General features: G+C 73.5%; 15 protein-coding genes and 2 pseudogenes. 8 read left to right on the top strand and 9 right to left on the bottom strand.

The features are described from left to right. Positions 1–68: 68 nt before the first annotated feature. From ACXN5W_RS04805 to ACXN5W_RS04795, 3 genes and pseudogenes are all read right to left on the bottom strand, one after another. Positions 69–1130 (bottom strand): annotated as a pseudogene (locus ACXN5W_RS04805) ([protein-PII] uridylyltransferase family protein); the annotation flags it as partial. A gap of 123 nt (positions 1131–1253) precedes the next feature. Next, positions 1254–3176: pseudogene (locus ACXN5W_RS04800) on the bottom strand (bifunctional [glutamine synthetase] adenylyltransferase/[glutamine synthetase]-adenylyl-L-tyrosine phosphorylase); the annotation flags it as partial. Next, positions 3173–3937 carry a type 1 glutamine amidotransferase gene (locus tag ACXN5W_RS04795; protein ID WP_473156908.1) on the bottom strand — a complete coding sequence of 255 codons (765 nt, stop codon included), beginning with the start codon at positions 3935–3937 and terminating at the stop codon, positions 3173–3175. The pseudogene ACXN5W_RS04800 and the gene ACXN5W_RS04795, both read right to left, overlap by 4 nt. A gap of 71 nt (positions 3938–4008) precedes the next feature. Between ACXN5W_RS04795 and ACXN5W_RS04790 the strand changes: the two genes are divergently transcribed. The 3 genes from ACXN5W_RS04790 (at position 4009) to ACXN5W_RS04780 (ending at position 7246) form a co-directional block, all read left to right on the top strand. Continuing rightward, positions 4009–4938 carry a S66 peptidase family protein gene (locus ACXN5W_RS04790; protein ID WP_473156907.1) on the top strand — a complete coding sequence of 310 codons (930 nt, stop codon included), beginning with the start codon at positions 4009–4011 and terminating at the stop codon, positions 4936–4938. Between the two features lie 129 nt (positions 4939–5067). Beyond that, positions 5068–5586: a hypothetical protein gene (locus tag ACXN5W_RS04785; protein WP_473156906.1), complete on the top strand. Its 519-nt coding sequence runs from the start codon at positions 5068–5070 to the stop codon at positions 5584–5586. 223 nt (positions 5587–5809) lie between these two features. Further along, complete coding sequence (locus ACXN5W_RS04780) at positions 5810–7246, top strand: glycosyltransferase (protein ID WP_473156905.1); 1437 nt, start codon at positions 5810–5812, stop codon at positions 7244–7246. Here ACXN5W_RS04780 and ACXN5W_RS04775 read toward each other — a convergent pair. Next, positions 7231–10578 (bottom strand): NACHT domain-containing protein, encoded by a 3348-nt coding sequence (locus tag ACXN5W_RS04775; RefSeq protein ID WP_473156904.1) that lies wholly within the window; start codon positions 10576–10578, stop codon positions 7231–7233. The two genes, ACXN5W_RS04780 and ACXN5W_RS04775, sit on opposite strands and share 16 nt — an antisense overlap. 201 nt (positions 10579–10779) lie before the next feature. On the opposite strand from ACXN5W_RS04775, the gene ACXN5W_RS04770 reads away from it, so the two are divergent. Further along, on the top strand, positions 10780–11775 hold the full coding sequence (locus tag ACXN5W_RS04770; RefSeq protein ID WP_473156903.1) for a PhzF family phenazine biosynthesis protein: 996 nt from the start codon (positions 10780–10782) through the stop codon (positions 11773–11775). Here the strand turns inward: ACXN5W_RS04770 and glnA are convergent. Then, positions 11738–13087, bottom strand: coding sequence for a type I glutamate--ammonia ligase (gene glnA / locus ACXN5W_RS04765; RefSeq protein ID WP_473156961.1), 1350 nt, complete (start codon positions 13085–13087; stop codon positions 11738–11740). The two genes, ACXN5W_RS04770 and glnA, sit on opposite strands and share 38 nt — an antisense overlap. Positions 13088–13297: 210 nt before the next feature. On the opposite strand from glnA, the gene ACXN5W_RS04760 reads away from it, so the two are divergent. Both ACXN5W_RS04760 and panB read left to right on the top strand, forming a co-directional pair. Continuing rightward, the gene (locus ACXN5W_RS04760) at positions 13298–15151 is read left to right on the top strand and encodes an NAD+ synthase (RefSeq protein WP_473156960.1); all 1854 of its coding nucleotides are present in this window, start codon (positions 13298–13300) and stop codon (positions 15149–15151) included. Positions 15152–15340: 189 nt separating this feature from the next. Then, positions 15341–16186, top strand: a complete 846-nt coding sequence (gene panB / locus ACXN5W_RS04755) for a 3-methyl-2-oxobutanoate hydroxymethyltransferase (RefSeq protein WP_473156902.1) — start codon at positions 15341–15343, stop codon at positions 16184–16186. A gap of 107 nt (positions 16187–16293) precedes the next feature. Here panB and npdG read toward each other — a convergent pair whose 3' ends face one another. The 3 genes from npdG to ACXN5W_RS04740 form a co-directional block, all read right to left on the bottom strand. Next, the gene (gene npdG, locus ACXN5W_RS04750) at positions 16294–16992 is read right to left on the bottom strand and encodes an NADPH-dependent F420 reductase (RefSeq protein WP_473156901.1); all 699 of its coding nucleotides are present in this window, start codon (positions 16990–16992) and stop codon (positions 16294–16296) included. A gap of 58 nt (positions 16993–17050) precedes the next feature. Continuing rightward, positions 17051–18571, bottom strand: coding sequence for an RNB domain-containing ribonuclease (locus tag ACXN5W_RS04745; RefSeq protein WP_473156900.1), 1521 nt, complete (start codon positions 18569–18571; stop codon positions 17051–17053). A 64-nt stretch (positions 18572–18635) separates the two neighbouring features. Then, the gene (locus ACXN5W_RS04740; RefSeq protein ID WP_473156899.1) at positions 18636–19481 is read right to left on the bottom strand and encodes a hypothetical protein; all 846 of its coding nucleotides are present in this window, start codon (positions 19479–19481) and stop codon (positions 18636–18638) included. A gap of 587 nt (positions 19482–20068) precedes the next feature. Here ACXN5W_RS04740 and ACXN5W_RS04735 point away from each other — a divergent pair. Beyond that, positions 20069–21292: a M48 family metallopeptidase gene (locus ACXN5W_RS04735; protein ID WP_473156898.1), complete on the top strand. Its 1224-nt coding sequence runs from the start codon at positions 20069–20071 to the stop codon at positions 21290–21292. 184 nt (positions 21293–21476) lie between these two features. Continuing rightward, complete coding sequence (locus ACXN5W_RS04730) at positions 21477–21944, top strand: NUDIX hydrolase (protein ID WP_473156897.1); 468 nt, start codon at positions 21477–21479, stop codon at positions 21942–21944. A gap of 161 nt (positions 21945–22105) precedes the next feature. Here ACXN5W_RS04730 and ACXN5W_RS04725 read toward each other — a convergent pair whose 3' ends face one another. Beyond that, positions 22106–22612 carry a VOC family protein gene (locus ACXN5W_RS04725; protein ID WP_473156896.1) on the bottom strand — a complete coding sequence of 169 codons (507 nt, stop codon included), beginning with the start codon at positions 22610–22612 and terminating at the stop codon, positions 22106–22108. Between the last annotated feature and the right edge of the window lie 42 nt (positions 22613–22654).

Below are 22654 nucleotides of genomic sequence, written 5' to 3'. Positions count from 1 at the left end.
GTGCTCCGGTCGTTAAGCGGGGGCCCTTCCTATACAAAAAGCGATAACAGGGTGCCCTTCCTTTCAGCTCAGCCTTCGAGGACGCGCTCCATGGCGGCCCGGGAGCGGCGGGCGGTCCGCAGGTAGTGGTCGAGGAACTCGCCCGGATCGTCGGCACCGAGCAGCCGGACCACCCCGGCCAGTTCCACGCCGTGCCGGGGAAGCTGGTCGCCGACCCGACCCCGGATCAGCATCAGCGCGTCCCGGACCTGGGCCGCGAGCGTCCAACCGGCGGCCATCGCGGCCGCGGCGTCGGCCGGGAGCAGGCCGGCGTCCCGGGCCGCGGCCAGCGCCGCCAGGGTACGGGTGCCCCGCAGCTCGGGCTGCCTCCCGGCGTACCGCAGCTGGAGCAGTTGTACGGCCCACTCGACGTCGGCCAGCCCGCCCCGGCCCAGTTTGGTGTGGGTGGCCGGGTCGGCTCCCCGGGGCAGCCGTTCGGTCTCCACCCGCACCTTGATCCGGCGGATCTCGACCATCTGTTCCCGGGTCAACCCGTCGGCCGGATACCGGATCCGGTCGGCGACCGCCAGGAACTCCTCCGCCAGGTCGGCGTCCCCGCAGACGTACCGGGCCCGCAGCAGCGCCTGCGCCTCCCAGACCTTCGACCAGCGGGCGTAGTACGACGTGTACGCGGCGAGGCTGCGCACCAGCGGGCCCTGCCGGCCCTCCGGTCGCAGGTCGGCGTCCACCACCAGCGGCGGGTCCGGTGCCGGCATGCCCAGCAGCCGGCGCAACTGCTCGGCCACCGCCAGCGCGGCGGCGCTGGCCGCGTCCTCGGCCAGCCCGGCGGGTGGGTCGTAGACGAACAGCACGTCGGCGTCGGAGAGGTAGTTCAGCTCCCGACCACCCAGCCGACCCATGCCGATCACGGCGAAGCGCATCCCGGGCGGCATCGGTCGGGTCGCCAGGGCCACCCGCAGGGTCGCCGCCAGTGTCGCGTCGGCCACGTCGGACAGCGCGGCGCCGATGTCCGTCACGGCCAGTGACTCGGGCGGGGCCAGCGACCCGGCCCGGTGCAGCACGTCGGCACAGGCCAACCGGAGCAGTTCGCGCCGGCGCAAGGCCCGGACCGCCCGGCTCGCCTCGATCGCCGCGCCGTCGTCCGGTGTCCCGCCGGCCCGCGACCCGGCAACGGCCGGCCCCGAGCCGGCCGACCCCGAGCCGGCCGGCCCACCGGCGGACGGTCCCGAACCAGCCGGTCCGGCGACGGCGGTCGGACCCGTGTGCCGGTCCACCGCGGCGGTGAAGCCGGCCAGCAGCGCCGCCGGTGGCCGTGGCACCAGTTCGGTGTCGGTGGCGAGCAGCCGCAGCGCCTCCGGCTCCCGGCCGAGCAGGTCGGCCGCGTACCGCGACAGCGCCAGGGTCCGGGCCAACCGCCGGGCCACCGGTCCCTCGTCGCGCAGCACCCGCAGGTACCACGGCGTGCTGCCGAGCTTGTCCGAGACGTGCCGGTAGGTGAGCAGGCCACGGTCCGGCTCCGGGGCGTCGGCGAACTCGGAGAGCAGCACGGGCAGCAGGGTGCGCTGGATCGCCGCGGTCCGGGTCAACCCGCCGGTGAGTGCCTCGATGTGCCGCAGCGCCCCGGCCGGGTCGGCGAACCCGAGCACCTCCAGCCGGCTGCGGGCGGCCTCCGGGGTGAGCCGCAGTTCCTCGGCCGGCACCCGGGCCACCGCCTCCAGCAGCGGGCGGTAGAGCAGTTTGGCGTGCAGCCGGCGTACCTCGGTGGCGTGGGTGACCCACTCGGCCCGGAACGCCTCGACGGCGTCCCGGCCGGCGCTCGGGGTGTAGCCGAGCGCCTGGGCGAGCCAGCGCAGCGCGGCGCGGTCGCGCGGGACCGTGTGGGTGCGGCGCAGTCCCTGGAGTTGGAGGCGGTGCTCCACGCCCCGCAGGAACCGGTAGCCGCGCAGCAGCGCCTCGCCGTCGGCCCGGCCCACGTACCCGCCGGAGACCAGTGCGCGCAGCGCGGGGATGGTCCCGGGCCCCCGTAGCGACTCGTCGGCCCGACCATGCACCAGTTGCAGCAGCTGGACCGCGAACTCGATGTCGCGCAGCCCGCCCGGCCCGCGTTTGATCTCCCGTTCCAGTTCGGCGGGCGGAACGTTGTCGATGATCCGCCGGCGCATGGCCCGGACGTCCTCGACCGCCTCGGGGCGTTCGGCGGCGTGCCAGACCAGGGGGGCGAGCTGATCGATCCACTCCTGGCCGAGGTCGATGTCGCCGGCCGCCGGCCGGGCCTTGAGCAGCGCCTGGAACTCCCAGGTCCGCGCCCACCGCCGGTAGTACGCCAGGTGACTGGCCAGGGTGCGGACCAGCGGACCGCGGCTGCCCTCGGGTCGCAGTGCCGCGTCCACCGGCCAGGCCACCAGCCCGCAGACGTGGATCAGCCGGGTGGCCACCGTGGTGGCGGTGGCCAGATCCTCGTCCCCGCCGGCCACGAAGATCACGTCCACGTCGGAGACGTAGTTCAGCTCGTCACCGCCGCACTTGCCGAGCGCGACCACGGCCAGCCGGGGCGTCGTGGTGCCCGCGGGCAGTTCACTGAGCGCGAGGTCGTAGGCCGCCGCCAGGGTGGCGTCGGCGAGCCCGGAGAGAGCGGCCATGGTCTGCTCCAGCGACGCGCCGCCGGTGAGGTCGGCCGCCGCGATCCGCAGCAGGGCCCGACGGTACGCCAGCCGCAACGCCGGCACGGTGGGCTGGCCCTCCGGGAACGCTTCGAGCCTGCCGGCGGCCGCCGGGGCAACCCCGTCCACCCCGGCCAGCGCCCGGCAGTCGCCGGGGTTGGCCACCAGGTGATCGCCCAGTGCCGACGAGGCACCGAGTACGGCGAACAGCCTGCGGCGCAGCCCCGGGTCCTCGGCCAGCGCGGTCAGCAGCGGCGTGCCGGTGCCGGCCTGGGTACGGCGTTCGGCCTCGACGATCCGGTGCAGTTGGCGCAGCGCCAGGTCCGGATCGGCCGCCCGGGACAGCCCGGACAGCAGCTCGGCGGCGGCCTGGTCCACCGGTTCCTGGGCGTCCGGCGCCCACAGCCCGAGCCCGGCCGGCCCGAGCAGGTCGTCGACCCGCCCCACCGACTCGCCGTTGACGCCGCCGAACCCGTACCGGGCCAGCCGGCCCGGTGCCTTGGCGGGCCGGCTCATCGGCCCAGCAGTGGCAGGTCGCGGCGGGGTTCGGCGCCGGCCAGTTCGCCCCGGGCCAGCGCGGCGAACCGGATCGCGAACGGCTGCCAGGCTTCCTCCACGTCGGCCAGCTGTCGCGCGCTGGCGGCCACCACGAGTTCCGGGTCGTACTCCAGCCGGTCCAGCAGCTCGGAGCCGTCGGCCCAGTCCCGGACCGAGACCTCGTCGCACTCGATGTGGAACTGGAGCCCCCAGGCCCGGTCGCCGAGCCGGAACGCCTGGTGCGCGCAGCGGGTCGAGGCGGCCAGCAGGGTCGCCCCGTGCGGCAGTTCGGTGATCTCGTCGGAGTGCCAGTGCAGGACGTCCGGTATCAGCGGGACCCAGCGGAACAGCGGATCCTGGTCCGCGGCGTCCCGTTTGCCGACCACCCCCGGTCCGGCCTCCGGTTCGGCGGCCGGTTCCACCAGGCCGGCGTGCGCCACGGCCAGCAACTGGGCGCCGAGGCAGATGGCGAGGGTCGGCACCCGGTGCCGGACCGCCTTGCGCAGCAGTCCCTCCAGGGCCGGGAACCAGGGCGCGCCGGGGCTGCCGTCGGCCGCCGGGTAGGCGTGCTGCGGACCGCCGAGCACCACCAGCGCCGCGTAACCGGTCAGGTCGTCCGGCAGCGGGTCACCGGCGTACGGCCGGAGCACGCTCAGCTCCAACCCGCCCTCGGTCAACCACTCCGCCAACCGGCGCGGGCCATCCTTCGGGTCATTTTCGATCAACAGTGCGGTCGCCACGCTGTCGAGGCTAGTCGGTCCACCGGGGATCGGGATCGGCCGCCGGTCGGCGGCGGATAGGCTCGGTGACCATGCTCGACGAGATCGCGGTCCGCCCGCCCGTGCTGCGCCCCGGGGACGCCGTGATGCTGGTGTCGCCGTCCGGACCGACCCGCCCGGAACGGGTCGCCCGGGGCATCGAGCTGATCACCGGCTGGGGGTTGCGGCCGGTGGTGGCGCCCAACGCCTATGCCCGGCACGGCTACCTGGCCGGCACCGACGAGCTGCGGGCGGCCGACCTGAACGCGGCGTTCGCCGATCCGCGGATCCGGGGGGTGCTCTGCACCCGGGGTGGGTACGGCGCGCAGCGGGTGGTCGACGCCATCGACATGGCGGCGGTGCGCCGCGACCCCAAGGTGGTCGCCGGGTTCTCCGACATCACCGCCCTGCAACTCGCGCTCTGGCGGGGGGCGCGGTTGGCCGCGCTGCACGGCCCCGGCGCGGCCTGGTTGGACGAGCGCACCCCGACCGCCTCGGCCGAGGCGTTGCACCGGGCGCTGATGACCACCGAGCCGATCTCGGTGGTCCGCTCGGCCGCCGAGGAGACCGCCCGGGTGCTGGTGCCGGGCGTGGCCACCGGGCCACTGCTCGGCGGGAACCTGTGCCTGATCACCGCCTCGCTGGGCACCCCGGACATGCCGGATCTCACCGGAGCGATCCTGCTGGTCGAGGAGGTGGAGGAACCCCCGTACAAGATCGACCGGATGCTCACCCACCTGCGTCGGGCCGGTGCGCTGGACGGGATCGCCGGGGTGGCCATCGGGCAGTTCACCAACTGCGCCGACGACTGGCCGGTCACGGTCGGCGAGGTGCTGCTCGACCGGCTCGGCGATCTCGGCGTACCGGTGCTCGGCGGGCTGCCGATCGGGCACGGTGTGGGTCAGCTCACCGTGCCGGTGGGCACGTCGGCGACCCTCGACTCGGTCACCGGAACCCTCACCGTCGCCCCCGCCGTCCGCTGACCCACCCGCCCGGCTGACCGACCGGCAAGAATTCTCAGCCGGCTGACAGGGTCGCCACGGCCAAAACCCAGTTCGATTCCGCACGGTCGTCGGGTCATCACAGATTCGTGAACAACTCGGAGGAACCCGATGAACGTGACAGTCACCCGTAGGAACGCCCTGGCCAGCCTGGCCGCCGTCGGCGTGCTGGGGGTGGGCATCGCCGTCCCCGCCCTGGCGTTCGCCGACAGCGGGACCCCGAGCCCGACCACCTCGTCCGCCACGACGGCGGACCGGGACGGTCCACCGCGCCGGGACGGCGCACCGGGCTGGAACGGTGCGGCAGACCGGCAGTCCCAGTTCGCCGCCGAGCTGGCCAAGGAGCTTGGCGTACCGCAGGACAAGGTCGAGGCGGCGCTCCAGAAGATCCGCACCGAGCACAAGCCGGCCGACCGGCCCGGGTCCACCGACCGTACGGCGGACCGGGAGGCCGCGCTGAAGGCCCGCCTGGACCAGGCCGTCAAGGACGGCAAGCTGACCCAGGAGCAGGCCGACGCGATCACCAAGGCGATCGACGCGGGCGTCTTCCCCGCCTTCGCGGGCTTCCCGGGCGGCGGCTGGCGCGGTCACGGCTGGAACCACGGGGGTACGACCAGCGGCGGCAACTGACCGCCATCTTGTTGACCATGGGCGCTACCGCACCGCCGAGAGCGATCGGGCGCGGTAGCGCCCATGGTCATCGCCCGGCCGGGAAGAAGCACCAGCGGGGTAGCCGGGCCGGAGTGAGCCGGGGAGCCGGGGAGCCGGACCCCCCGGGGACACGTCGTGGAGGGTCGGAGTTACCGTCGGGGTGTCCGCGCGGCGGGCGGGCATCGGGGGACGGGGAGGTCCGATGGCGAGGGTCCTGGTGTCGTCACTCCCGTTCGCCGGGCACACCGGTCCGCTGAGCGCGGTGACCGCGGAGCTGGTCCGGCGCGGGCACGAGGTCGTCGCGTACACCGGCGCCAAGTACCGGGACCGGTTCACCGCCGCCGGCGCGAAGCTGCTGCCGTGGGAGCGGGCGCGGGACTTCGACGACGCGGACCTGCCGGCCACCTTTCCCCGGATCGGCGACGGCAAGGGCACCCGGGGCGCCATCGCCAACTCCCGGTACCTGCTGTTCGGCACGGCACCCGGCCAGGCCGAGGACATCCTCGCGGCGGCCCGGACCGACCCCTTCGATCTGATCGTCACCGACCAGTTGGCGTTCGGTGGCGCCCTGGCCGGCGAGCGACTCGGCATCCCGTGGGCCTCGGTCGCGGTCACCCCGCTGAACCTGCTCAGCCGGGACCTGCCGCCACCCGGCGTCCGGGTCCGAACAGGTCACGGCCACGGCGACAGCGACAGCCACGGACGCAGCCACGGCGACGGCCACGGACCGGCGGTACGGATCCGCGACGCCGCCCTGCGCCGTCTCGCCCGGATCGGATACCGCCTGGTCGATCCGCAGCTCAACCGGATGCGCGCCGCCGTCGGGTTGGGCCGGGCCGGGTCCAGCGGCCCGGAATCCCTCTACTCACCGCATCTGGTGCTGGCCCAGGGCGTACCCGGGTTGGAGTATCCGAGGTCGGACCTGCCGACCCAGGTCCATTTCGTCGGCCGGCTGGCCCCGGCACCCGGCACGGGCATGCCGCTGCCCGACACCGGCACGGCGGCCGTACCCCCGGCGCTGCCCGGGGCCGGCGCAGGCATCCCCACGGCGGCCGGCACCGAACCGGGTAGGCCCGAGGCGCTGCCCGACTGGTGGCCGGAGCTGCTCGCGGCGCGGTCCGCCGGCCGGCCCGTCGTACACCTCACCCAGGGCACCCTCGACGTGGACCTGAGAGATCTGGTCCGGCCGGCCCTCGTCGGGCTGGGCGCGGGTCCCGAACTGGTGGTCTGCACCACCGGTGGGGCGGACCCGGCGGTCCTCGGCCCGCTGCCGGACAACGTCCGGAGCGCGCCGTTCCTGCCGCATGACGCACTGCTGCCGCTGGTCGACGTGATGATCACCAACGGCGGTTGGGGCGGGGTGCTGGGCGCGGTACACGCCGGGGTGCCGCTGGTGGTGGCCGGCGGGTCGCTCGACAAACCGGAGGTCGCCCGCCGGGTCGCCTGGTCCGGCGTCGGCCTCGACCTGCGCACCGGACGCCCCCGACCCGACCGGGTCCGCCGGGCCGTCACCGAGGTGCTGACCCGGCCCGAGTTCCGGCGCCGGGCCGGCGAACTGTCCGCGAAACTCACCGCCGCCGGCGGTCCGCCCCGCGCCGTCGACCTGCTGGAAACCCTGCTCGCTCAGTACGCCTCGTAGCCCATCGGCGGTGGCTCGTACCTGACGCCCGGCTCGGCGTACCTGATCAGCGGCGCGATCCGCTTGATGAGGTCCGGCCGGCGCTGCTGGTGCAGGGCGGTCAGCCAGTCGACATCCTCGGGCACGATCCGCAGCGTCCGGACGCCCAGTTCGTGCAGCCGGAGCCGGGCCTCCAGCGCCAGCTCGGTGGCCCACCGCCGCCGGCCACGCGCATCGTCACCATCGATGAGCCGCACCACGATGTCGGCGAGCACCCGGTCCGTGTCGCGATCCCGGCCCAGGTACGCCAGGCAGCACCGCAGCACGGCGGCGTAGGGCAACTCGTCGGCGGCGCGCCCGTTGGTCAGACTCGTCAGGACCTTGACGGCCGCACCCGCGTCGAGCTGGTCGTCCACGGCCAGGTGGTCGAGCACGAGTCGGAGGAACCCCAGCCATTGCGGCGTCAGGTGCGCCACGCTCATAGCGGGAATGGCCATCCGCTCGTAGATCCGGACCCGTTCCTCGACAGGGTCACCCTTCGACTGCGCTATGACCAGCGACCACAGTAGATGCGCGGGTGAGCGCAACCGGTCGGCGCGTAGCGCCACGAACGAGTTGAGCAACTCCGGCATTTCGTCGAGGGGGTCCAGCGCGTGCTGCAACAGATCCCCGTTGATGCCGCACTCGAAGTGGATCTTGCGCCGGAGCCGGGCCGGCTCCCGGGTCAGCATGAAGCAGACGACCTCCTCGTCCGGGTCGTCCGGGGCCTCCGGGTCGTTCCCGGTGTGCAGGGTCCAACCGATGTCGATGGGAGGCGCGGTGGTGCCAGCCCCGTGGCGGATCAGGAGATCCCGGGCTGAACCGGACCAGCGGCGTTCCACCTCGACGGTGTTGACCAGGCTGGTCCACTCCTCCGATGTGAGTTGGGAGCGCCAGAGGAGGGCTTGGGCGTGCCACTCGGAAACCACGTCGGCGGCGTCCGGATAGAGCCGTCCACCGGGAATTTCGCCAGCCGCGCAGACGGCGAGCACCAGCAGGTTGGCGCTGTACGCGGCGTACCGGGCGGGCACGGTGAGCGGTAGCGGCGCGTAACCGGCGAAGCGGCGCGTGCCGCCGGCGTGGTGCACGGACCGGAACAGCCGGATCAACAGGTCCCCCCAGGCGCTCCGGCGCCCCTCGTCCAGCGTCGACAAACGCTCGGCGAGGAAGCCGACCACCGGAGCCCGCCTGGTCAGCACGGCGTACGACAGCAGCGCGTGCAACAGATCATCATCGACGGGCGTGCCGCCCAGCGACAGGCTGGCCGCCGACTCCCGGGCCACCAGGTCGTCCATCACCAACCAGGTGAGCCGGGTCACCAGGTACTCGCCGAAGGTGGCGTGCAGGAACTCGTACGCGGTGGGCCGGTCCGCATCCCGGGCGGCCTGGGAGCGGTGCACGAAGAAGAACCGGCCGAGGACGATCTCGGCGGCCCGCAGCGGGGTACGGCGGTCGTCCCGGGGCACCGCGCCCGCCCCGGCGAACGGCAGCGCGACCAGATCGGCCTCCAGCTCTGCCTCGGTGACCCACTGCGCCCCCCGGTTGAACATGGCGAACGCCACCACCGACAGCCGGCGCAGTTCCTCCTCGACAGCCCGGTCCAGTTCCCGGCCGGCCAGCCCGGCCCGGTGCTTCTCCACCTCACGACGGGCGAAGCTGACCAGCAGCCGCTCGTACAGCTCACCCTGGCCCAGGTCGCCAGCCGAGCGCAGGTCACCGCCACCCGCGTCGTAGAGGGCCAGCATGAGCAGCAGCAGCGGTTGTCCGGCCAGGTCCCGGTGCCGCAGCACCACGTCGGAGGGCATCGGCTGAAACCCGGCGACACCGATGTTGACCGCGTTCCAGGTGCGCAGCCAGCGGGTGACCCGGGGCGCGTCGAACGGCTCCAACCGCACCGCCAGCGCCCCGGCCGGCGGCCTGGCCCGGTCGGCCACGCTGGTCCGACTGGTTACCAGTACCGCGACCGGCCGGCCCTGCACAAACTCACGGCGCTGGAAGTCGGCCACCCGGGTCAGGTAGTCGCTCTGGCTGACGCCGGTGGCCTGGAGCAGCTCGTCGAAGCCGTCGAGCAGCAGCACCGGCAGCGCGCCACCGGCCGAACGGGACAGCGCCGGCCAGTCCAGCCGTTCCCCGGTGGCGTCCCGGACCGCCTGCTCAAGCTGCTCCTGTACCCCCGCGGCGGCCGACACGCCCCGGAGCACGACCCGGATCACCAGGAAGTCCGCGGCCGGCAGCTGGGCCGCGAGGATCTTGGTGAGCACCGACTTGCCCGAGCCGGGTTGGCCGAGCACCAGCAGCGGTGCCCGGACCGCGCCGGGCGCGGTGAGCTGCCCGACAAGGATGTCGGCCAGGTCGTCCCGGACCGGCCGGTCGGTCCACCAGCCCTCGTCGGCCGGCCGGGCGTCCCCGCCCAACTCCGCGAGCCGGAACCGCGGTGGCACGTACGCGTCGCCGAGGGTGGGCAACCGCAACCCCGCGGGTACGTCGCCGGACTGCGCGATCGGCCGGGTCAGCTCGTCCGCATACGCCCTGGCCAGGGCCGCCCGCCGGTCGTCCGGCGCGGTCCCGGTGCTGATCCGGTCCAGCGTCGCGCGCAGCTCGACCAGCCCGGTGGCCAGCTCCCGCACCTCACCCCGGGTGGCCTCGTGCTCGTCCAGCCCGATCCAGAACCCCACCTCGGGAAAATCGCTGGCCAACTTGGTCAGCAGCTCCCGGTGCCGGTCCAGGGCCGCCGGTCGGATCACCTGGGTCACCGCCTTGGCAACCTGTACGGTCCGGGACGATCCGTCCTCGCCGGCCAGTTCGGAAACGAAGTTCACGAGCCGGTTTCCCAGTCCGGAGTAATACTCCGCCAGCCCGTCCCGCAGTCGCGGATACGGCAGGGCCGGGCCGGGCACCGGGGCCGGGGTGTCGAAGAACGCCTGCACCACCGAGCGCGGATCCGCCGGCCGGGCGCCGCCGAGGGACAGCTGTTCGGCCTTCACCAGGTCCAGTTCGGACAGCGCGATCGGCAGGTCGGCCTCGGCCAGCACCTCGAAGTACGCGGTCACCGCGATCACCGCGTGCGCGGCCTCCAGCCGCCGGGTCCGGTCGTACCGGGACAGCCCGGAGCGCCGCTCGGACACCTCGCGCAGCAGGTCGCGGCCGAGGCGTACCAGCCCGACCTTGGCGTCGACCAGGCCGGCCAGGCCGGGGACCGGGAGGGCGGCGGACAGCAGCGCTCCCCCGGTGACCTTGTCGATCAGCTCGACCCACCGGTTTCCCTGGCCGCCGAGCAACCGGACGGCGTCGGCGTAGCTGAGCGAGTCGGACACCCGGTCTCCTCCACTGTGGTCCCAGAACGCGATCGGAGGTCGCGATCCGCTTACCGTGCAGGCGTTCCAGCATGCCTGGTCGGCGCCAGCCACACCGGCCCGGACCCGGCCAGCCCGGACCCGGCGGTCACCGACCCGGCGGCCCGGACCGGCAGCCCGACCCAGCGGCCACCTTGGCGCCACCGAACTTGGAGCGTTAGCGTGATTCTGAAATCCGAAGCGCTTGACGGACTGGGGACCGGCATGACCGCCGACCGGCAGGTGACGATGGTGAACTCCTGCACCCGGCAGGGACAGGGCGGCAGCCCCACCGCTGTCGTGTTCGACGACGGCACCCGCACCGACGAGGAGCGACGCGCGATCGTCCGGGCCGCCGGCACCTCACACGCCGCGTTTCTCGACCTGGACGGCGACGCCACCGTGCCGACCGTGCGGTTCTACACCACCGGCGGCGAACTGCGGAACTGCGGCCACGGCACCATCGCCGCGCAGGCGGTCCTGCTGCACCGCAGCGGCGACGGTCGCCACGAGGGACGGCAGTCCACCGGTGGCCGGACGTTCGCCACCACCGCCGTGCGGCACCGGCACGGCGTGGAGGTCTGGTTCGACCAGGGCGTGATCGACCTGGGCGACCGGGCCACCGAACCGGACGACGGCGTCCTGGCGGCCCTCGGGTTGCGCGCTGAGGATATCGCCGCCGAAGGCATCGCCGGCAGAGACGTCACCGCCGAGGACATGCCCGGCGGGGTGCGGGTCGCCTCACCGGGTACGCCGCGGCTGCTCGTCCCGGTGCGCGACCGGGGGCTGCTGCTGTCGATCCGGCCGGACCTCGACCGGCTGGCGGCCGAGTGCCGCCGGCTGGGCTACCTGGGCTGCTTCGCCTACACGCTCTCACCGACGGAAGGGACCGCGACCGGCCGCATGTTCGCCCCCGCCATCGGGGTCGACGAGGACATCGTGAACGCCAACAGCGCCGGCTGCCTGGCCGCGCACCTGCTCGACACGGGCCACCCCGGCGTCGTCGAGGTGCACCAGGGTGACGCGCTCGGCCGCCCCTGCACGGTCTCCGCCGAAGCGACCCGCACCCCGACCGGCATCGCCACGAGGATCGGCGGCTTCGTCAGTTTTCCCGACGAAGCCGCCGCGTCAACCCTCGGTCTCAGAGGGAGAGGTAGCGGCGCCGCTCGTACGGGGTGACCTCGCGGCGGTACTCCTCCCACTCGGCCCGCTTGTTGCGGAGGAAGAAGTCGAAGACGTGCTCACCGAGCACCTCGGCGACCAGTTCGGAGCCGGCCATCACGTCGATCGCCTCGGCCAGGTTCTCCGGCAGCGCCTCGTACCCCATCGCCTTGCGTTCCGCGTTGGACAGCGACCAGACGTCGTCCTCGGCGCCCGGCGGCAGCTCGTAGCCCTCCTCGATGCCCTTCAGCCCGGCGCCGAGCATCACGGCGAAGGCCAGGTACGGGTTGGTGGCCGAGTCCAGTGACCGGACCTCCACCCGCGCCGAGACGGGCTTGCCGTACGCGGGCACCCGCACCAGCGCCGAGCGGTTGAGGTGCCCCCAGCAGACGTACGCGGGGGACTCGGTGATCCGGTCCGGCAGGGTCAGCGGGAACAGCCGCTTGTACGAGTTGACCCACTGGTTGGTGACCGCCGTGTACTCGCGGGCGTGCCGGAGCAGTCCCGCGATGAACGCGCGGGCGACCTTGGACAGCTTCATCGGGTCACCCGCGTCGTGGAAGGCGTTCCGCTCCCCCTCGAACAGCGACAGGTGGGTGTGCATGCCGTTGCCCGGCTGGTCGGTGAACGGCTTCGGCATGAAGCTGGCGCGTACCCCGGTGGAGAGCGCCACCTCCTTGATCACGTGCCGGAAGGTCATGATGTTGTCGGCGGTGGCCAGCGCGTCGGCGTACCGCAGGTCGATCTCCTGCTGGCCTGGCGCCACCTCGTGGTGGCTGAACTCCACCGAGATGCCGATCCGTTCGAGCGCGAGCACGGCCTGCCGGCGGAAGTCCCGGGCCACGGCGTGGGTGGTGTGCTCGAAGTAACCACCGCTGTCGACCGGCACCGGCACCGAGCCGTCGGTCGGCCCGTTCTCCAGCAGGTAGAACTCGATCTCGGGGTGGGTGTAGAAGGTGAAGCCCTTCTCGGCCGCCTTGGACAGCGCCCGGCGCAGCACGTGCCGGGGGTCGGCCCACGACGGCGTCCCGTCCGGCAGCAGGATGTCGCAGAACATCCGCGCGCTCTCCCCGCTGACCCCGCCCTCGAAGGGGAAGACCTGGAACGTCGTCGGGTCAGGCATGGCGATCATGTCGGACTCGAAGACCCGGGCGAACCCCTCGATGGCCGAGCCGTCGAAGCCGATCCCCTCGTCGAACGCCGCCTCCAGTTCGGCCGGCGCGACGGAGACGCTCTTGAGCGTGCCGAGCACATCGGTGAACCACAACCGGACGAAACGGATGTCCCGCTCCTCCAGGGTGCGAAGCACGAACTCCTGCTGACGGTCCACCATCCACCCCTCGTGCCGGTACGCCGCCGGCCGGCAAGACCGACATGGCGGCAAGTCTGCGCCGGTTGGGTTTCACCGCCGTTACGGCCGCCCAAGGAGCGGACGTCCACGCGGTGCCGACCGGTTCCCCGTCAACATACCGCCGGCCAGCCCAACCTGGGTGGTCAGCATCGACGTACCCGGGTCGGCGGACCGGTGACCGACCCGGAGATGCCCGCCGGCGGGCTGGGGCAAGATGAGGGCATGCCCATGCTGCGACTCGCCCTCGCCCAGGTCAATCCCACGGTCGGTGACCTCGCCGGCAACGCCGACATCGTCCGGCGGACCGCCCGGGCCGCCGCCGAGGCCGGTGCCCACCTGGTGGCGTTCCCGGAGATGATGCTCACCGGGTACCCCGTGGAGGATCTGGTCTTCCGCGACTCCTTCGTGCGGGCGTCCCGGCACGCCCTGCACGCCCTCGCCGCCGATCTGGCCGCCGACGGCCTCGGTGAACTGCCGGCACTGGTCGGCTACCTGGACGCCGACGGCCCGCCGGCGATCAGCGCCGACGCCGTACCGGACCGGGGACCGCGCAACGCCCTGGCCGTGCTGCACCGCGGCGGGGTCGCGGCCACCTACTTCAAGCACCACCTGCCCAACTACGGCGTCTTCGACGAGGACCGGTACTTCGTACCGGGTGACACCCTCACCGTGGTCCGGATCGGTGGCGTGGACGTGGCGCTGACCGTCTGCGAGGACCTGTGGCAGGCCGGCGGGCCGTTCGCGGTCGCCGGCCGCGCGGGCGTCGGGCTGGTCGTCACCATCAACGGCTCGCCCTACGAACTGAACAAGGACGACATCCGGCTGCCGCTGGTCCGCCGCCGGGCCGCCGAGGCGGGGGCCGCCATCGCGTACGTCAACATGGTCGGCGCCCAGGACGAGCTGGTCTACGACGGCGACTCGCTGATCGTCGCGGCCGACGGCACACTGCTGACCCGTGCGCCGCAGTTCGTCGAACATCTGCTGGTCCACGACGTACCCCTGCCGGAGGCCGACCCGGACCGGCCGGCGGAGGAACCGGCCGGCGTCGGCGCCGGGGCGACCACCACGGCCGCCACCGCCGCGGCGGCCGTCGCCGGCCCGGCGGAGATGGCGGTCCGCCGGGTGCGGGTGAGCGACCCGGTCCCGGCGCCGGTCGGTCCGGCCGCGACCGGCGGGATCGTCGACCCGGCCCCCGACGAGGCCGAGGTGTGGCACGCGCTGGTCCTCGGCCTGCGGGACTACGTCGACAAGAACCGTTTTCCGTCGGTGATCCTCGGGTTGTCCGGCGGGATCGACTCGGCGCTGGTGGCGGCGCTCGCGGTCGACGCGCTGGGTCCGGATCGGGTGGTGGGGGTCTCGATGCCCAGCCAGCACTCCTCGGAGCACTCCCGGGCCGACGCCGCCGACCTGGCCAAGCGGACCGGTCTGGACTTCCGGACCGAGCCGGTCCAACCGATGGTCGACACGTTCCTGGCCAACCTCTCGCTGTCCGGCGTGGCGGTGGAGAACCTCCAGGCGCGGGCCCGCGGCGTGCTGCTGATGGCCCTGTCCAACCAGGAGGGGCACCTCGTGCTCACCACCGGCAACAAGACCGAACTGGCGGTCGGGTACTCCACCCTCTACGGGGACTCGGTGGGCGGCTTCAACCCGATCAAGGACGTGTGGAAGTCGCTGGTGTGGCAGCTGGCCCGCTGGCGCAACGCGGAGGCCACCCGGCGGGGTGAGGTCCCCCCGATCCCGGAGAACTCGATAACCAAGCCGCCGAGCGCCGAGCTGAGCCCGGGACAGCTCGACACCGACACGCTGCCCGACTACGCGCTGCTGGACCAGATCCTGATCGGCTACGTGGACGGGGACGCCGCCCGGGACGACCTGATCGGCGCCGGCCACGACCCGGCGGTGGTGGACCGGGTGCTGCGGATGGTGGACGCCGCCGAGTACAAGCGCCGGCAGTCCGCGCCCGGTACCAAGATCTCGATCAAGGCCTTCGGCCGGGACCGCCGGCTGCCGATCACCAACCGGTGGCGGGAGCACGGTGTCTGACGTGTGAAAACCTGCACTGCGCCCTGCCCCGTGGCCCGCTCGCGGTGCGACCATCGGGTGGGGCGGGTGCCCGGGTCCTCGGTTCGAGCCGATGACCCGGGCGCCCGCCCGGGGCGGGCGTCGCGGCGGTCCGTGCCGCCGCCCCGGGACCCGGGGACCGCGAACGCGGCCTCGAGGAAGGAGACGAACATGGTGGAGTCCACCCCCACCGAGGTGACCGCGCTGTACGGCGGCCCGGCCACCCGGCGGATCCGCACCCGCGACCTGCTCGCCGCCAAGGAGCGCGGCGAACGGTGGCCGATGCTGACCGCGTACGACCAGTACACCGCGGCGATCTTCGACCAGGCCGGCATCCCGGTGCTGCTGGTCGGCGACTCGGCCGCCAACAACGTGTTCGGGCACGAGACGACCCTGCCGGTGACCGCCGACGAGCTGCTGTCGCTGGTCCGGGCCGTGGTCCGGTCCACCCGGCACACCCTGGTCGTCGGCGACCTGCCCTTCGGCTCCTACGAGGAGGGGCCGGCGCAGGCGCTGCGGACCGCCGTCCGGTTCATGAAGGAGGGCGGCTGCCACGCGGTCAAGCTGGAGGGTGGCCGGGTCTGCGCCGAGCAGATCGCGGCGATCACCAACGCCGGGGTGCCGGTCATGGCCCACATCGGTTTCACCCCGCAGCGCGAGCACACCATCGGTGGCTACCGGGTACAGGGGCGCGGTGACACCGCCGAGGAGGTCATGGCGGACGCCCGGGCGGTCGTCGAGGCCGGCGCGTTCGCCGTGGTGCTGGAGATGGTGCCCGGCGACGTGGCGAAGCGGATCACCGCCGAGCTGCCGGTCCCGACGGTGGGCATCGGGGCCGGTCCCCACACCGACGCCCAGGTGCTGGTCTGGCAGGACATGGCCGGGTTGCGGTCCGGCCGGACGCCACGGTTCGTGAAGCGGTACGCCGACCTGGCCGGCGTGCTCACCGAGGCCACCCGACGGTTCGCCGCCGAGGTACGCGACGGCGAGTTCCCCGCCGCCGAGCACACCTTCTGACCGAACCGCCGACCCCCGACCGACCGAGCGGGTTGATCAGGGCGTTCCGCGTCGTGAGCAAGCGCTCCCGGTGACGCAGACGCCTTGATCAACCCGGGAGGGCGCGGTTACAGGTCGGTCACCCGGATGCCGGAGTGCGTCTTGTAGCGCCGGTTGATCGCGATGAGGTTCGCGGTGAACGCCTCGATCTGGTGCGCGTTGCGCAGCCGGCCGGCGTAGAGGCCACGCATCCCGGAGATCCGTGCGGCGAGCGCGGCGACGGTGTCCACCAGGTCGCGGTCCTCGGCGCAGATCAGCACGTCGAGATCGATCCGGTCGACCTCGGGGTCGGCCAGCAGCGGCGCGCTCACGTGGTTGAACGCGGCGCAGACCCGCGAGTCCGGCAGCAGCGCCGCGGCCTGCTGCACGGCGCTGCCCTCGGGCACCGCCAGCGGGTACGGGCCGTGCTTGTCGAACCCGAGCGGATTGACGCAGTCGATCACGATCTTTCCGGTCAGCGGCTCCCGCAACTCCGCCACGGTCTGCGCGTGCCCGTCCCACGGCACGGCGATGACGACGACGTCGGACCGGCGGGCCACCTCGGCGTTCCCGTCCCCACCCACGCCCGGGTCGGCCGGCACCCCGGGGAGGGCGGCGATCTCCCGAGCCGCCTGCGCGGCCCGGTCCGCCGACCGGGAGCCGATCAGGACCCGCTGGCCCGCGCGGGCGAACCGGTACGCCAGGCCCCGCCCCTGGTCGCCGGTGCCGCCGATGATGCCGATCGTCAGTCCGGAGACGTCAGGTAGCGCGCTCGCGTCGTATGCCATGGTCGCCATCCTCGCAAATCCCGCCGCCACCGGCCGGTCGGGAACCGCGGGAGACGGCTCACACCCGCTCGAACCGGACCCGGCGCTGGACGGGATCGGCGGTGACCAGCCGGACCGAAACCCGCTGGCCGAGCGGCAGCTCACCGTCGCAGCGGGCCCGTACCGGCGGATCGTCCAGCGCGACCGTGCCGCCGGGCCGGCGCCGCTCGGCGGACCGGGGCTTCGGCGCCGGACCCGGGACCGACCCGGTGGGCTCCGGGACCGGGTCACCGGACCCGGCGGCCGACCCACCGGGCTCAGTGGTCGGGCCGGTCGGGCCGGTCGTGTCCAGCACGGCTGCCTCGAAGGTCTCGCCGACCCGGTTGGCCAGCAGGATGGCCTCGGTGAGGTCCACGGCGGCGCGTGCGGCGCCCGACGCGAGCCGGTCGGTGCCGGCCATCACCTCCGGCAACCGGGGCAGGGCCGACCGGACGTGCTCGGGCACCTCGGTGCCGGCGTGCAGGGCCAGGCACACCTCGGTGGCGTAGCGATCGGCCAGCCGGCGCAGCGGGGCCGTGACGTGCGCGTACGCGGCGGCGACCCCGCCGTGCCGGTGCGCCGCCGGCACCGCGCCGTCGAAGGCCGTGTAACCGGCGCCGCGCATCAACTCGGCGGCCTGGTCGAGGAACGCGGCCGCCCGGGGACGCGCCGGGTCGACGGTGGCCAGCACCCGCCCGACGCTCATCCCAGCTGGCCAGTCGATGCCCAGGGCGTCCGCCGCCGCTCGCAGCCGGTCCACCGCGGCCGGATCGGGATCCGGCATCGTCCGCAGCAGCCCGATCCCGCCGGCGACCATGATGTCCGCCGCGACCATGCCGGTCAGCAGCGAGATCTGGGCGTTGTGGTCCTCCATCGGCGTGGGCGCCCGCAGCACCAGCCGCCATCCGTCGCCGTCGGGTTCCACGTCCTGCTCGGGCAGCGGCAGGTTGATGGCACCCCGGTCGAGGCCACGGGCCTGTAGCAGCCCACCGATCTCCGGCAGCAGCGCGATCGGCTCGGCCAGCCGGCCCGCCGCCGCGTCGGCCTGCACGCCCACGTAGTCGAGCTTGGCCCGGCTGCGTACCAGGGCGCGGTACAGCTCGACCCCGGCCACCGCGCCGGCGGAGTCGAGGTCGATGGTCCAGAGCACCGCGGGTCGCGCGCCGTCCGGGAGCAGGCTGGCGGCGTTCTCGCTGAGGGTCTCGGGGTGCAGCGGCACCTTGCCGTCCGGCAGGTAGACGGTCTGGCCGCGCCGCCACGTCTCGGCCTCCAGCGGCCCGTCGGGTGGCACGAACCCGTACACGTCGGCGATGGCGTAGCACACCCGGTAGCCGCCGCCGGACCGCCGGGTCAGGCACATCGCCTGGTCCAGGTCCGTCGAGGTGGCCGGGTCGATCGTGACGAACGGGATGTCCGTCCGGTCCCGGTCCGGCTTCGGCGGCCGGGCGGCCGCCTCGTCGGCCTCGCGCTGCGCCGCGGGCGGGAACCGCTCGGGCAGTTCCAACTCGCGGCGCAGCGCGCCGAAATCGATGCGGGGTGCCACGACCCGTCTGATCACCACGGGTCATTCCTACCAGTACCCACACCGGCCCGCCCGGGTCCGCGCCCGGGCACCTCGGCCCCGGTCAGCCGATCGTACGGCGGGTGGAGCGGCCGGCCTGCTTCGCCGGTGACGTCCGGGTCGCCGCCTGACTCGCCGGCGACCGGCGGGCGGCCACCTTCCGGGCCGACGTTGCCCGGCCGGTGGAGGTCCGCGCGCCGACCCGCTTGGTCGGGCTCGCCGTACCCGCTCGCCGGCTCGCCGCGGCGGCGGTCGCCGCCCGCTTGGCCGGCGCCTTCTTCGCTGGCGCCTTCTTCGCCGGGGCCCGCTTCGCGGCCTTCTTGGCCGTGGCCTTCCGGGCCGCCGTACCCGCCGTCTTGCGGGCCGCCGTCGTGGTCTTCCGGGCCGCCGTCGTGGTCTTCCGGGCCGCGGTACCCGTCGTCTTGCGGGCGGTCGTACCCGCCGTCTTGCGGGCCGCCGTGGTGGTCCTGCCGGCGGCCGCGGTGGTCTTGCGGGCGGTCGTACCGGTCGTCTTGCGGGCGGCCGTCGTGGTCTTGCGCGCGGGAGCCTTCTTGGCCGGAGCCCTCTTGGCGGGCGCCTTCTTGGCCGCCGTGGTCCGCGTGGTGGTGCTGGTCCTCTTGGCCGGGGGCCGCTGGGCTGCGGTCGTCCGCTTGGTGGTACTGGCCTTCTTCGCGGGCGCCTTCTTGGCCGCGGTCGTCCGCTTCGCGGCCGCCGTGGTCTTCTTCGCCGTTGTCGACTTCTTGGCGGGCGCCTTCTTGGCCGCCGCCGACGTCTTCTTGGCCGGGGCCTTCTTCGCCGGCGCCTTACGCGCCGTCGACCCGCCGGCACTTCGGCTGGCGGTGGTGGTGCTCTTTCGGGTGGCGGCGCGCTTGGTCGCCGGCCGGGTGGTGGCCCGTGCTGCTTCGGCCATCTGGGTTCCTCCTCGGAACATGCTCCCGGCGGACCTGGAATTCACCCCAGGCGCCGGAGTCCCTCGACGCGGACCCTTGCCGCGTCGACCTATCTCTCCTCCCCGGCCCAGCGGGCGTCCTCCGCATCCCACGCCTCGTTACGGCCCCGGACCTGCTCCAGCGCGTTCTCCGCTTCCGCGGCGCTGGCATACGGTCCGAGTACGTAACGGGCGGGGCAGACGTCGGCCTCGGTTTCAACCCGATGGTGTCGCGTGCACCAGAAGTACTGCGCGCCACGTCCGCTGTCGCTCATGGGAACACTGTGCACCGCGCAGCGCTCCGGCGCCACCGATTCGGCCAAAAAGCGGCATCCCATCCACAATAGACCCGGCACGTTTCCGCAGGTGAGGATTCCTGGAATGCCCGGCCGATCCGTTGAATACCTTGCCAGTCAACGGAATTCCTGGGATCAGGATCACCGGATGTCATCCGAAGAGTCATTGCCGGTACGGCTTGCTGAGCCGGAAAATAAATATCCGTGATCAGCGATCAACGGGAGAAATCGGCAGCCGAGCCGGTCCACTGCCTCCGCTGCGCGAGGCCGACCGTGACGGTCCAGGGCGCGACCCCATGGTGCGGCGCCTGCGAGTGGAACCTCGACCTCTACGAGGTCGGCCGCACGACACCGGAGTTCGGCTGGATCTGGGTGGACCGCAGACTGCGGGCGGTGGCCCACCGGCTCACCCGGGGACAGTTCACCGAGTTGGCCGAGGCACCGGCCGACGGCGTTCGGCACGGTGCCGCGCGGGTCGTCCTGGTCACCGCCTCGGTACTGCTGCTCGGCGGTGTCGCCCTGCTGGTCGCCGGAGCGGGCTGGCTGTTGTGGCGTCATCCGCTGCTGTCGCCGTGGACCCTGCTGGCCGCCTTCGGGCTGGGAGTCGCCGTGTTGCTGCGGCCCCGGCTGGGCCGGCTGGACCCGCTGGCCCGGGTCATCGACACCGACCGGGCGCCCAACCTGCTCCGGCTGGTCGGTGAGGTCGCGGACGCGATCGGGGTACGACCGCCGCACGTGGTGGCCGTCAACGAGGGCTTCACCGCGTACGCCGCCTCGGTGGGGTTGCGGCGGCGCCGGGTGCTCTGCCTGGGGTTGCCACTGTGGGCGGCGCTGCAGCCGCAGGAACGGGTCGCGTTGCTCGGCCACGAGCTGGGGCATTTCGCCAATGGCGACGTCCGGCGCGGACTGCTCACCCAGCCCGCCTTCACCATGCTCGGCGCCGCCGCCTCGATCATCAGCCCGGTGGCCGGAGGCGGCGGATCGGCGGGTCTGATCGCTTACGTCGCCGAACTGCTCGCCCGGCTCGTGCAGTGGACACTGTCGCGGATGCTGCTCGTGGGGCATCTGCTGCTGTTGTGGGTCGGGCTGCGCGACGGCCAGCGCGCGGAGTACCGCGCCGACGAGCTGGCCAGCATGGTCGCGGGCAGCGCCGCCACGGTGGGCCTGCTCGACGTCCTGGCCGTGATGCACGTGGTCGAGATGATGGTGCGCCGGGAGGCCCGGGCCGGACTCGGTCCGGCGCACTGGCAGGCGGCCGTGACCCGGGCCCGCGCCGACGGCGCGCAGCGGCTGCCGCTGCTGCGCCAGCTCTCCGTCCGCGACGAGGTGTCGCTGTTCGCCAGCCACCCGCCGTCCGGGCTGCGGGGTCGCCTGATCGAGGCCCGCCCGTGGCGCGACCCGACGGTGGTGCTGGACCCGGACCGGGCCGACCGGATCGACGCCGAGTTGGCCGAGGACTACGCCCTGGTGCGCCGCGAACTCGTCAGCTCCGGCTGAGCCGGCCCGGTCGGGTTGCAGCGCGATCCAGCGGCACGGTTCGGTCCGGCGGCACGGCCCCGGTGACGCGATCCCGGCGACACGATTCACGGCTCCGGCGTACCCGCGCGCTTCGCGGCGTCCGGGACGCGCCGCGTGGCCAGCGATGCGCCGACCCGTCGCCGCGCCCGGATAGGGTCGCCGGGTGGCGGTCCCCGAATACATCCTCCAACTGCGTAAACACATCGGCTCCGACCTGCTCTGGCTGCCCAGCGTCAGCGCGGTCGTCCTCAACCAGGGCGGCGAGGTGCTGCTCGGCAAGCGGTCCGACGACGGACGATGGTCGGTGATCAGCGGGTTCGTCGAGCCGGACGAGCAACCGGCCCGGGCCGTGGTGCGCGAGGTGGAGGAGGAGACCGGCGTGCTCGTCACGCCGGAACGAATCTCCAGCGTCTGGTCGCACCCGCACACCTACCCCAACGGGGATCAGTGCCAGTACCTCAACATCACCTTCCGGTGCCGGTTCCTCGGTGGCGAGGCCCGGGTCAACGACGACGAGTCCACGGACGTCCGCTGGGTGCCGCTGGACCGGTTGCCCGAGCTGGACGAGCACGCCCGGCTGGCCATCGCGCAGGCCGTAACCGACCGCCCAGCCGCCTGGTTCGAAGCCTGACCCGGAAAGGAAGGGCCCCCTGTTATCGCTTTTTGTATAGCAAGGGGCCCCTCTTTACAGCCGAGCGGGCGCGCACGACGCCGGACCGGGCAGCGGCAGCGGCAGCGGCAGCGGACCGTGAACCAGCGGGGCCGGCAACGCGGCGGGCACCTGCGGAACCGTCAGTAGGACTGCATTTCGATCAGGTTCCCGGCTGGGTCGCGCAGGTGGCCGGCGCGTAGTCCGGCGCCCCACTCGGGCCGGTCGGCCGCCGGCGCGAGCTGGCGGGCACCGGCCCGTACCGCGAGTTCCATGGCGGTGTCCACGTCCGCGACCCGCAGGATCAGCATGACCGCGTCGGCGGTCGGCGTCCCGGCGCCGGTCGGCGCGGACCCCGTGCTGGCCTCGGCCGGCGCGGACCTCGTGCTGGCCTCGGCCGGCGCGGAGTCAGTGCCGGTGTCAGCCGGGGTGGGCCCCGTGTCGGTGTCGGCCGGCGCCGGGGCGCCGGTCAGCAGCCGACGGTCCAGGATGGCGAGCCGGGTCTGCCCCGCCACATCCCAACTGGCGTACGGGCCGGCCGCGTCGCCGCGGGCGCGCACGGCCCCCGCCAGCTCCGGCAGCAGGCGGTCGTAGAGGGCGAAGGTGGCGGCGAAGTCGTCCACCAGCAACCGGGGGTACGGCGCTTCCATTCAGATCCAATCGTTGGTGCCAACCAATCATTGGCGGTGGCC

The sequence above is a fragment of the Plantactinospora sp. A48 genome (assembly GCF_055793945.1).
This window is presented reverse-complemented; position numbering and strand designations above follow the sequence as displayed.